General features: G+C 40.1%; 9 protein-coding genes. All 9 read left to right on the plus strand.

The annotated features are described in order from the left end of the window. The first annotated feature begins 156 nt into the window (after positions 1-156). Positions 157-855: an N-acetylmannosamine-6-phosphate 2-epimerase gene (locus M1F91_RS07815; protein ID WP_006152943.1), complete on the plus strand. Its 699-nt coding sequence runs from the start codon at positions 157-159 to the stop codon at positions 853-855. A 116-nt stretch (positions 856-971) separates the two neighbouring features. Continuing rightward, positions 972-2,291 carry an ABC transporter substrate-binding protein gene (locus M1F91_RS07820; RefSeq protein WP_247913229.1) on the plus strand — a complete coding sequence of 440 codons (1,320 nt, stop codon included), beginning with the start codon at positions 972-974 and terminating at the stop codon, positions 2,289-2,291. Positions 2,292-2,525: 234 nt separating this feature from the next. Next, positions 2,526-3,392 (plus strand): sugar ABC transporter permease, encoded by an 867-nt coding sequence (locus tag M1F91_RS07825; RefSeq protein WP_053092415.1) that lies wholly within the window; start codon positions 2,526-2,528, stop codon positions 3,390-3,392. Positions 3,393-3,408: 16 nt separating this feature from the next. After that, positions 3,409-4,248 (plus strand): carbohydrate ABC transporter permease, encoded by an 840-nt coding sequence (locus tag M1F91_RS07830; protein WP_006153157.1) that lies wholly within the window; start codon positions 3,409-3,411, stop codon positions 4,246-4,248. A gap of 200 nt (positions 4,249-4,448) precedes the next feature. After that, positions 4,449-4,901, plus strand: a complete 453-nt coding sequence (locus tag M1F91_RS07835) for a YhcH/YjgK/YiaL family protein (RefSeq protein ID WP_049494261.1) — start codon at positions 4,449-4,451, stop codon at positions 4,899-4,901. A gap of 20 nt (positions 4,902-4,921) precedes the next feature. Next, the gene (locus M1F91_RS07840; RefSeq protein WP_247913230.1) at positions 4,922-5,572 is read left to right on the plus strand and encodes a YesL family protein; all 651 of its coding nucleotides are present in this window, start codon (positions 4,922-4,924) and stop codon (positions 5,570-5,572) included. 163 nt (positions 5,573-5,735) lie between these two features. Then, a complete protein-coding gene (locus tag M1F91_RS07845) occupies positions 5,736-6,653 on the plus strand; it encodes a dihydrodipicolinate synthase family protein (protein ID WP_049484689.1) in 918 nt (305 codons plus the stop codon). A gap of 15 nt (positions 6,654-6,668) precedes the next feature. Beyond that, positions 6,669-7,553 carry an ROK family protein gene (locus M1F91_RS07850; protein WP_247913231.1) on the plus strand — a complete coding sequence of 295 codons (885 nt, stop codon included), beginning with the start codon at positions 6,669-6,671 and terminating at the stop codon, positions 7,551-7,553. A gap of 314 nt (positions 7,554-7,867) precedes the next feature. After that, on the plus strand, positions 7,868-13,043 hold a 5,176-nt coding region (locus tag M1F91_RS07855; RefSeq protein ID WP_247913232.1), incomplete at its 3' end, for an alpha-L-fucosidase.

Below are 13,043 nucleotides of genomic sequence, written 5' to 3' on the forward strand. Positions count from 1 at the left end.
ATTCAAACTCGGGTATTTCTCCCTGAAACTACTTTCAGGAGATTCTGTTTCATAAAATTGTTTTGAAACTTCAATCTATTCTAGTACAAGTTATTGAAAGCGCTTTAAAAATGATATATAATAGGCTCATAAGAAAAAAGAAAAGGAGGAAAGTGGATGCCACAGATCAGTAAAGAAGCTTTGATTGAGCAGATTAAAGATGGAATCATCGTTTCTTGTCAGGCACTTCCTCACGAACCGCTTTATACAGAAGCGGGAGGTGTAATGCCCTTGCTAGTCAAAGCGGCTGAGCAAGGTGGAGCAGTCGGTATCCGAGCAAATAGTGTTCGGGATATTAAGGAAATCAAAGAGGTCACAAATCTTCCGATTATCGGAATTATCAAACGTGATTATCCACCACAGGAACCATTCATCACAGCTACTATGAAAGAAGTTGATGAACTAGCAGCTCTAGATATTGAGGTAATCGCTCTAGATTGTACAAAGAGAGAACGCCATGATGGCCTAGAGATTCAAGAATTTATCCGTCAAATCAAAGAAAAATATCCAAACCAACTCTTGATGGCTGACACAAGTACCTTTGAAGAAGGATTGACAGCAGTTGAGGCGGGAATTGACTTTGTTGGAACAACCTTGTCAGGCTACACATCTTATAGTCCAAAAGTGGATGGTCCAGATTTTGAACTCATCAAGAAACTATGCGATGCAGGTGTAGACGTCATCGCAGAAGGAAAAATTCATACACCAGAACAGGCTAAGCAAATCCTAGGTTACGGAGTGCGAGGCATCGTAGTTGGTGGCGCTATTACTAGACCAAAAGAGATCACGGAACGATTTGTTGCAGGTCTCAAATAAGATAATTAAAACACGAGGAGAGTGGTTGATTCGTAAAACAAAATGTAAACGTATACAAAGTTGTCAATACTCATTATCCGTTTCGGATACGCATATCATCATTTAGGAGAATACTAATGAAATTTAGAAAACTAGCTTGTACAGTACTTGCGGGTGCTGCTGTTCTATCTCTTGCTGCTTGTGGCAAATCAGACGCTAAAAAAGACGCTGCAAGTGATGCAGGAAAAACTGAAATCACTTGGTGGGCTTTCCCAGTCTTCACTCAAGAAAAATCTGGTGATGGTGTAGGAACTTATGAAAAATCTATCATCGAAGCTTTCGAAAAAGCAAACCCAGATATCAAAGTTAAACTAGAAACAATTGACTTCAAATCTGGTCCGGAAAAAATCACGACAGCTATTGAAGCTGGAACTGCTCCAGATGTACTTTTCGATGCACCAGGTCGTATCATTAATTACGGTAAAAATGGTAAATTAGCTGAGTTGAATGACCTCTTTACAGATGAATTTGTTAAAGATGTTAACAATGAAAACATCATTCAAGCAAGTAAAGCTGGTGATAAAGCATACATGTATCCAATCAGTTCTGCACCATTCTACATGGCTATGAACAAGAAAATGTTGGAAGATGCTGGTGTAGCTAACCTTGTTAAAGAAGGTTGGACAACTGATGATTTTGAAAAAGTCTTGAAAGCACTTAAAGACAAAGGATACACTCCAGGTTCATTGTTCAGTTCTGGTCAAGGGGGAGACCAAGGAACACGTGCCTTCATCGCTAACCTATACGGCGGTTCTGTAACAGACAAAGAAGTTACTAAATACACAACTGACGATCCTAAGTTCGTCAAAGGTCTTGAAAAAGCAACTAGCTGGATTAAAGATGGTTTGTTGAACAATGGTTCACAATTTGACGGTGGAGCAGACATCCAAAACTTTGCAAACGGTCAAACATCATACACAATCCTTTGGGCACCAGCTCAAAACGGTATCCAAGCTAAATTGTTGGAAGCAAGTAAAGTTGAAGTGGTAGAAGTTCCATTCCCATCTGATTCAGGCAAACCAGCTCTTGAATACCTTGTAAACGGATTTGCAGTATTTAACAACAAAGATGAAAAGAAAGTTGCTGCAGCTAAGAAATTCATCCAATTCATCGCTGATGATAAAGAGTGGGGTCCTAAAGACGTAGTTCGTACAGGTGCCTTCCCAGTTCGTACTTCATTTGGAAAACTTTATGATGATAAACGTATGGAAACTATCAGTGGTTGGACTAAATACTACTCTCCATACTACAACACAATCGACGGATTTGCTGAAATGAGAACTCTATGGTTCCCAATGTTGCAATCAGTGTCTAACGGTGACGAACAACCTGCTGCAGCTTTGAAGACATTCACTGAAAAAGCGAATGAAACAATCAAAAAAGCAGCTAAACAATAAGCCCTAAATAAAAAGTAAAATCCCCCCTTTTCCCTGTGCACATCTGTGTACGAAAAGGGGGAGTTTTGTTTAAAAAATGTAAGGAACTGACAGGTCAAAATTAAAATGAAGTTCTTACATAGGCTTTTCTTGGAAAAAATTTCATTTTGATTTTACATCAATGTCAGACGACAATCAAAAAAACAAAAACTATTTGAAAGTGAGGTGCCAACTGTGAAAGTCAATAAAATTCGCATGAGAGAAACAATTGTTTCTTATGCTTTCTTAGCACCAGTATTAATCTTCTTTACCGTCTTCGTCCTAGCTCCAATGATCATGGGATTCATCACTAGTTTCTTTAACTACTCGATGACTAGCTTTGAGTTTGTGGGACTTGACAACTACATCCGCATGTTTAAAGACCCTGTCTTTACAAAATCTTTGATTAATACCGTAATCTTAGTTATCGGATCTGTACCAGTCGTTGTACTCTTCTCACTATTTGTGGCATCACAAACTTACCAACAAAATGCAGTTGCTAGGTCCTTCTATCGTTTCGTATTCTTCCTTCCTGTTGTAACAGGTAGTGTTGCCGTAACGGTTGTATGGAAATGGATTTATGATCCTCTATCAGGTATTTTGAATTTCGTGCTTAAGTCAAGCCATATCATTAGCCAAAACATTTCTTGGTTGGGTGATAAAAACTGGGCTTTGATGGCGATTATGATTATTCTTTTGACAACATCAGTTGGTCAACCAATCATCCTCTACATCGCTGCAATGGGTAATATTGATAACTCACTTGTAGAAGCGGCGCGTGTCGACGGAGCAACTGAGTTACAAGTTTTCTGGAAGATTAAATGGCCAAGCCTTCTTCCAACAACTCTTTATATCGCAATCATTACAACCATCAACTCATTCCAGTGTTTCGCTTTGATTCAGCTTTTGACTTCAGGTGGTCCAAACTACTCAACAAGTACACTTATGTACTACTTATACGAAAAAGCCTTCCAATTGACTGAGTATGGCTATGCCAATACTATTGGTGTATTCTTAGCAGTTATGATTGCCATCGTCAGCTTTGTTCAATTTAAAGTACTTGGAAACGACGTAGAATATTAATAGAAAGGAGACAGCTATGCAATCTACACAAAAGAAACCTTTAACAGCCTTCACTGTTATTTCAACCATCTTCTTGCTTTTATTGACTGTACTCTTTATCTTTCCATTCTACTGGATTTTGACAGGTGCATTCAAATCACAACCAGATACCATTATGATTCCACCACAATGGTTCCCTAAAGCTCCAACAATGGAGAACTTTCAACAATTGATGGTGCAAAACCCAGCCTTGCAATGGATGTGGAACTCAGTCTTCATTTCATTGGTAACTATGTTCTTGGTTTGTGCAACTTCATCCCTAGCAGGTTATGTATTGGCTAAGAAACGTTTCTACGGTCAACGTATCCTGTTTGCTATCTTTATCGCTGCCATGGCTCTTCCAAAACAAGTTGTCCTTGTACCATTGGTACGTATTGTCAACTTCATGGGAATCCATGACACTCTTTGGGCAGTTATCTTGCCGTTGATTGGATGGCCATTTGGGGTCTTCCTTATGAAACAGTTCAGTGAAAACATTCCGACAGAATTGCTCGAATCTGCTAAAATCGATGGATGCGGCGAGATTCGTACTTTCTGGAGCGTAGCCTTCCCTATTGTGAAACCAGGATTTGCAGCTCTTGCAATCTTTACCTTCATCAATACTTGGAATGACTACTTCATGCAATTGGTAATGTTAACTTCACGTCAAAACTTGACCATCTCACTCGGGGTTGCGACTATGCAGGCCGAGATGGCAACTAACTACGGTTTGATCATGGCAGGGGCTGCCCTTGCAGCTGTGCCAATCGTAACAGTCTTCCTTGTCTTCCAAAAATCTTTCACTCAAGGGATTACTATGGGAGCTGTCAAAGGATAATACTCTGCGAAAATTGAATATAGTACAATTTGTTTATCAAAATGCAGAAGTATAGTTGATAGACTAAGAGAATACAGGATATATAAGTGTCTACAAAATGGAGAGGAGTTGCTTGCTTCATGAAGTTTTGTTAGACACTTATAAACTTACTGGCTAGACATCTTATGTCTGAAGGTAACAATCAGGTAAAGGAAATTACTATGATTTTTGATGATTTAAAAAACATTAGCTTTTACAAGGGAATTCACCCAAATCTGGACAAGGCTATTGACTATCTCTATGAGCATCGTAAAGATACTTTTGAATTAGGTAAATACGATATTGATGGAGATAAGGTCTTCTTAGTTGTACAGGAAAATGTTCTCAACAAAGAAGAAAATGATCGCTTTGAGCACCATAAAAACTATGCAGACTTGCATTTGTTAGTTGAAGGACATGAATATTCTAGCTACGGTTCTCGTGTAAAAGACGAGGCTGTAGCCTTTGATGAAGCCAGCGATATTGGCTTTGTTCATTGTCACGAACAATACCCACTTTTGTTGGGATATCACAATTTTGCAGTTTTCTTCCCAGGAGAACCTCATCAGCCTAACGGTTATGCAGGTATGGAAGATAAAGTTCGCAAATATTTATTTAAAATTTTAATCGATTAGTCAGTTAGGAGGAGCAAACAATGGCACATAAAGGATCTGGATTGATAAAAGCGGCATTTGATACGGATAACTTTCTGATGCGTTTTTGCGAGAAGGTTTTAGATATTGTGACGGTTAACCTACTCTTTGTTGTGTCTTGTTTGCCTATTGTGACTATTGGAGTAGCTAAAATCAGTCTTTATCAGACAATCTTTGAAGTGAAGCGCAGCCGTCGTATTCCTGTTTTCAAAATTTATATTAGAGCCTTTAAGCAAAATTTGAAATTAGGTTTTCAGTTAGGTTTGCTGGAATTAGGAATCTTTTTGATCAGTGTGGTTGACTTATCACTATTTTGGAGTCAAACTGGTGTTGCCTTTCAACTCATTAAAGCTATTTGTTTGGGAATTCTGATATTTTTAACACTAGTTATGTTGGCTAGCTATCCAATTGCTGCACGCTATGAATTAACTTGGAAAGAAGTGCTCCAAAAGGGCTTACTTTTGGTAAGTTTTAACTTCGTTTGGTTCTTCTTGATGCTTGCGATTATTTTGTTAATCGTTATGCTTCTCTATCTATCAGGCTTTACTCTAGTGCTTGGTGGTTCAGCATTTCTACTCTTTGGCTTTGGTCTTCTTGCCTTTTGCCAAGCTGGATTAATGGAAAAGTTGTTTGCCAAATATCAAGCAGATTGAAAACGATATGAAACTACTTTCAAACAAGAAAAGCTATGGGAGATGAATAGAAATTAAAATCTAAGTGGCTGAGATGTATTGAAAGCGCTTTTTACAAGGTGTATACTAAAATAGTAAAAAATCATCTGCTCAAAGCAGAAAAAAGAAATCTTAGGAGAAATCTATGTCAGATTTAAAAAAATATGAAGGTGTCATTCCTGCCTTCTACGCATGTTATGATGATGCGGGTGAAGTAAGCCCAGAACGTACTCGTGCCTTGGTACAATACTTTATTGATAAAGGTGTTCAAGGGCTTTATGTCAATGGTTCTTCAGGTGAGTGTATCTACCAAAGCGTAGAAGACCGCAAATTGATCTTGGAAGAAGTGATGGCAGTTGCTAAAGGCAAGTTGACTATCATTGCTCACGTGGCTTGCAACAATACCAAAGACAGTATCGAACTTGCTCGTCATGCAGAAAGCTTGGGAGTAGATGCTATTGCAACAATCCCCCCAATTTACTTCCGTTTACCTGAATACTCAGTTGCAAAATACTGGAACGACATCAGTGCTGCTGCACCAAATACAGACTATGTCATCTACAACATTCCTCAATTGGCTGGTGTTGCTTTGACTCCAAGTCTTTACACAGAAATGTTGAAAAACCCACGTGTTATCGGTGTTAAAAACTCTTCAATGCCAGTTCAAGATATTCAAACATTCGTTAGCCTTGGTGGCGAAGATCATATCGTCTTTAATGGTCCAGATGAACAATTCCTAGGTGGTCGTCTCATGGGAGCAAAAGCTGGTATCGGTGGCACTTATGGTGCTATGCCAGAACTCTTCTTGAAACTCAACCAATTGATTGCGGATAAAGACCTAGAAACAGCGCGTGAATTGCAATACGCTATCAACGCAATCATCGGTAAATTGACTGCAGCTCATGGTAATATGTACTGTGTGATTAAAGAAGTCTTGAAAATCAATGAAGGGCTTAATATCGGATCAGTTCGTTCTCCACTTACACCAGTGACCGAAGAAGATCGTCCAGTTGTAGAAGCAGCTGCGGCATTGATTCGTGAAACTAAGGAGCGTTTCCTCTAATCAACAGGAGGCTTTATGACTAATTACGTTGCAATTGATATTGGTGGAACTAATATCAAATACGGTTTAATTGACCAAGATGGACAACTTGTAGAGTCTAACGAAGTAGCGACTGAGGCGCACAAGGGTGGTCCACACATCTTACAGAAAACAAAAGATATCGTAGCTAGCTATCTAGAAAAAGGACCAGTGTCAGGTGTAGCCATTTCCTCAGCGGGAATGGTTGATCCTGATAAGGGTGAGATTTTCTACGCTGGTCCACAGATACCAAACTATGCAGGAACTCAATTTAAAAAGGAAATTGAAGCTAGCTTTAATATTCCTTGTGAAATTGAAAATGATGTTAACTGTGCAGGGCTTGCTGAAGCTGTCTCTGGTTCAGGAAAGGGTGCAAGTATTACCCTTTGTTTGACGATTGGGACTGGTATCGGTGGTTGCTTAATCATTGATGGCCAAGTTTTTCATGGCTTTAGTAATTCTGCCTGTGAAGTTGGTTATCTGCACATGCAGGATGGAACCTTCCAGGATTTAGCGTCTACGACAGCTCTTGTTAAGTATGTAGCAGACGCACATGGAGATGAAGTGGAACAGTGGAACGGTCGTAGAATTTTCAAAGAAGCTACCGAAGGCAATAAACTCTGTATGGAGGGGATTGACCGTATGGTGGATTACCTTGGCAAGGGTCTCGCAAATATTTGTTATGTTGCCAATCCAGAAGTTGTCATCCTTGGTGGTGGTATCATGGGGCAAGAAGCAATTTTGAAACCAAAAATCCGTAAGGCTTTGAAAGATTCGCTTGTTCCAAGCTTGGCAGACAAGACTCGACTTGAATTTGCCCACCATCAGAATACTGCTGGCATGCTCGGTGCTTATTATCATTTCAAAACCAAACAGTCCTAAATTGGCTTTGCCAATTTAGGTTTTTTTTGGCAGGAAAAAAGCTAGGTAAAACTTTAATAAAACTTTGGAAGCCCTTGCATTTCTTGGGATAATATAGTATATTTATTATACTGAGAAATCTCTAAAAAGCGGTTGTAAAATCAAGTCATTTTTTTATTCAGAAAAAATGTAAGCGATTTCTAAAAAATGAATTTAAACAGAAGATAAGAGTGGGAGGAAGAAGAGTTTTAAAGTAGCACTGAGAAATAGAATTGTCGCCAGCAGAAACTGGGCTCTTGCAGTAGCTGACTGCTTTTGTTCATTAGGAGAATTTGATGAAACAGTATTTTTTTGAAAGAAGTCGTATATTTAGTATTCGTAAACTAACGGTTGGTGTAGCCTCTGTGGCAGTTGGACTGGCTTTTTTTGCATCTGGAAATGTTGCTGCTAACGAAGTTGTGACAGAGCCAAAACTGGAAGTAGAAGGTCAAGCCAAAGAAGTAATCGATGTCGATAAAGAAAAATCTGAAGCAGTTAAGGAAACTAAAGAAGTTAAGGAAACTAAAGAAGTAGTGAATCCTGTAAAAGAAGAAGTTGCTGAACAAGCAGCTCCTGCTACAGAAAAAGTAACAGAAGAAACTAAAACTACTGAAGAGGCTGGAGATTTACTTCCAGTAGAAATTCCTGACCGTGCTTATCCTGATACGCCAGTGAAAAAAATGGATACTTCAGCCATTGTTTCAGAGAAAGAAAGTCCACAAGTAGGGACTAAGAGCATTTTGAAACCTACAGAAGTGGCTCCGTCTGAAAGCGAAAAAGAAAATAGAGCCATTATCAATGGCGGACAAGACCTTAAGCATATCAATTATGAGGGGCAACCAGCTACATCGGCTACCATGATTTACACGATCTACAGTTCACCTCTAGCAGACGGTGGAACTCAGCGTTACCTCAATTCAGGTTCAGGTATCTTTGTGGCTCCAAATATCATGCTGACAGCCGCTCACAATTTCTTGAAGAAGGATGCCGAAACCAATGCTGGTAATATCTTAGGTGGTGATACTGCTAAGTTCTACTACAATGTTGGTTCTAATACTCCAAAAGAAAGATCATTGCCAACTTCAGGAAAAACTGTTTTGTTCCAAGAAAAGGATATTCATTTCTGGAATAAAGAAAAGTTTGGTGAAGGATACAAGAATGACCTAGCTTTGGTTGTGGCTCCAGTTCCAGTACAGATTGCAAGTCCAAATAAGGCAGCAACCTTTACTCCTTTAGCAGAGCATCGGGAATACAAAGCTGGAGAACCTGTTAGTACGATTGGTTATCCTACAGATTCAACTTCTCCAGAGTTGAAGGAACCGATTGTGCCAGGTCAATTGTATAAGGCAGACGGTGTCGTTAGAGATACTGAAAAGTATGATGATAAGGGAACAGTAGGTGTTACCTATCGTTTGACTTCTGTTTCTGGTCTTTCTGGTGGTGGAATTATTAACGGTGATGGTAAGGTCATTGGGATCCACCAACGTGGTACTGTTGATAATGCGAACATTGCTGAAAAAGACCGCTTCGGTGGAGGTCTTGTCCTCTCACCAGAACAACTAGCATGGGCTAAAGGCATCATTGATAAATACGGTGTTAAAGGCTGGTATCAAGGCGATAACGGTAGCCGTTATTATTTCACTCCAGAGGGAGAAATGTTAAGAAATAAGACAGCAGTTATCGGTGAAAACAAATATTCATTCGATGAAAGTGGTGTAGCAACTCTCCTTGAAGGCGTTGACTATGGACGAGTTGTTATCGAGCATGTGGACCAAAATGATAACCCAGTCAAAGAAAACGATACTTTTGTTGAAAAGACGGAAGTTGGAACTCAGTTCGACTATAACTATAAATCGGAAATTGAAAAAACAGATTTCTTCAAGAAGAATAAAGACAAATATGAGATTGTATCGATTGATGGCAAAGCTGTCAATAAACAGCTAAAAGATGCTTGGGAAGATGATTATAGCGTTGTGAGCAAGGCTCCTGCAGGAACTCGTGTCATTAAAGTAGTCTATAAAGTTAATAAAGGTTCCTTTGACATTCATTATCGTTTGAAAGGTACCGACCAAGAATTGTCAACTGCAACTGTGGATAATAACGAAGGTAAGGAATACGATGTTTCCTTTGTTCATAGATTCCAAGCCAAAGAAATTGCAGGTTATCGTGCAGTAAATGCAAGTCAAGAAGCAACTATCAAGCATAAAGGGGTGAATGAAGTTATTTTTGAATACGAAAAGATTGAAGATCCAAAACCAGCAACTCCTGTAACTCCAGTAGTTGATCCAAAAGATGAAGAAACAGAGATTGCTGCTTACGGTCCACTTCCAAGCAAGGCTCAATTGGACTACCACAAGGAAGAATTGGCTGCCTTTATCCACTATGGTATGAATACCTACACCGACTCTGAGTGGGGAAATGGTAGAGAAAATCCTCAGTACTTCAATCCAACAAATCTTGATACAGATCAGTGGATTAAGACTTTGAAGGATGCTGGATTCAAACGAACAATCATGGTTGTAAAACACCATGACGGATTTGTGATTTATCCATCTAAATATACAGACCATACGGTGGCTGCAAGTCCATGGAAAGATGGTAAGGGAGACCTTCTCGAAGAAATCTCTAAATCAGCGACTAAGTATGACATGAATATGGGTGTTTACCTATCACCATGGGATGCCAACCATCCTAAATATCATGTTGCAACTGAGAAAGAGTACAACGAATACTACCTCAACCAACTCAAGGAAATCCTTGGCAATCCTAAATACGGAAACAAAGGTAAGTTTATCGAAGTTTGGATGGACGGTGCGCGTGGTAGCGGAGCTCAAAAAGTAACTTATACCTTTGATGAGTGGTTCAAGTACATCAAGAAAGCCGAAGGAGATATCGCTATCTTCTCTGCTCAACCGACAAGTGTCCGTTGGATAGGTAATGAACGTGGTATCGCAGGAGATCCAGTTTGGCATAAGGTCAAGAAAGCTAAAATCACTGATGATGTGAAGAATGAGTATCTCAACCATGGAGATCCAGAAGGAGATATGTACTCAGTTGGTGAAGCAGACGTTTCTATCCGCTCAGGTTGGTTCTACCATGACAATCAACAGCCAAAATCAATCAAAGATTTGATGGATATCTACTTCAAGTCTGTTGGTCGTGGAACGCCACTTCTCCTCAATATTCCACCTAATAAAGAAGGTAAATTCGCAGATGCAGATGTCGCTCGCTTGAAAGAATTCCGAGCAACCTTGGATCAAATGTATGCAACTGACTTCGCTAAGGGTGCAACTGTAACTGCAAGCTCTACTCGTAAGAATCACTTGTATCAAGCAAGTCATTTGACAGATGGTAAGGATGATACGAGCTGGGCACTAGCAAATGATGCTAAGACAGGTGAATTCACTGTCGATCTTGGACAAAAGAGACGTTTTGACGTAGTCGAACTCAAAGAAGACATCGCTAAGGGTCAACGTATCTCTGGCTTTAAGGTTGAAGTTGAACTCAATGGTCGTTGGGTACCATACGGTGAAGGGTCAACTGTTGGTTATCGTCGTCTTATCCAAGGTCAACCAGTAGAGGCACAAAAGATTCGTGTAACCATTACTGGTGCACAAGCGACTCCAATTTTGACAAACTTCTCTGTTTATAAGACACCAAGCAGTATCGAGAAGACAGATGGTTACCCTCTCGGATTGGACTACCATTCAAATACAACTGCTGATAAAGAGAATACAACTTGGTATGATGAATCTGAAGGCGTCCGCGGAACATCTATGTGGACTAACCAAAAAGATGCTAGCGTAACCTACCGTTTCACTGGAACAAAAGCATATGTAGTGTCTACAGTTGATCCAAACCACGGTGAAATGTCCGTTTACGTAGATGGTCAAAAGGTTGCAGATGTCCAAACCAAAAATGCAGCTCGCAAGCGTAGTCAGATGGTCTATGAAACAGCTGACTTGGCTCCAGGTGAACATACTATCAAGCTTGTCAATAAGACTGGCGAGCCTATTGCAACGGAAGGTATCTACACGCTCAACAATGCTGGTAAAGGTATGTTTGAGATAAAAGAAACGACCTATGAAGTTCAAAAAGGTCAACCGGTTACTGTAACCATTAAACGTGTTGGTGGTAGCAAAGGAACAGCAACAGTCCATGTCGTGACTGAACCAGGAACAGGGGTTCACGGTAAAGTTTATAAGGATACAACTGCTGACCTGACTTTCCAAGACGGTGAAACTGAGAAAACAATCACGATTCCAACTATCGACTTTACAGAGCAAGCTGATTCAATCTTTGACTTCAAAGTGAAAATGACTAGCGTTTCTGACAATGCACTTCTTGGTTTTGCTTCAGAAGCTACTATTCGAGTGATGAAGGCAGAATTGCTCCTAAAAGACCAGACAAGCTATGATGATCAGGCAACTCAGCTTGACTATAGTCCAGGTTGGAACCATGAAACGAACTCAGCTGATAAATACCAAAATACAGAATCATGGGCGTCATTTGGACGTTTGACAGAAGAGCAGAAGAAAAATGCCAGCGTAACAGCCTACTTCTACGGAACAGGTCTTGAGATCAAAGGATATGTGGATCCAGGACATGGTATCTACAAGGTAACGTTAGACGGTAGAAAAGTCGAGTATCAAGATGGCCTAGGTAATGCTTCTGAGTACAACGGTAAGAAGTACTTCAGTGGTACAGCTGCTACACGTCAAGGTGGTCAGACTCTTGTTCGTTTGACTGGACTCGAAGAAGGTTGGCATGCTGTAACCTTGCAATTGGATCCAAAACGTAATGATACTACGAGAAATATTGGTATCCAAGTTGACCAGTTCATCACTCATGGTGAAGGTAGTGCTCTTTATACCAAAGCAGAGTTAATCCAAGCCATGAAGAACTGGAAGGATGAGTTGGTTAAGTTTGACCAGACAAGCTTGAAGAATACTCCAGAGGCACGTCAAGCCTTCAAGTCAAACTTGGATAAATTATCTGAGCAACTTTCAGCAAGTGAAGCCAATGCACAAGAAGTTCTGAAGACAGCAGCAACTTTGCAAATGATCCTTGATAAGGAAGAAAATTATGGCACAGATGATACGCCAACACCAGAACAGCCAGAAGAACCAAACTATGACAAGGCTATGGCAAGTCTGACAGAAGCAATTGAAAGAAAAACAGCTGAGCTCGGTGATGACAAGGAAGCTAAGAAGAAGCTAGTTGCATTAACAGAGCAAGCCTTAACAGCTATCCAAGAAGCTAAGACTCAGGATGCAGTAGATAAGGCCTTGCAAGCAGCTTTAGCATCAATTAATCAGCTTCAAGCAACTCCGAAAGAGGAACCAACTCCAGAAGATCCAAAACAGCCAGAAGATCCAAGTAAGCCAGAAGAGCCTAAGCTTGACTACGATAAAGCCATGGCAAGTCTGACAGAAGCAATTGAAAGAAAAACAGCTGAGCTCGGTGATGACA

The organism is Streptococcus sp. oral taxon 431 (assembly GCF_023110115.1).
Classification (GTDB): Bacteria; Bacillota; Bacilli; order Lactobacillales; family Streptococcaceae; genus Streptococcus.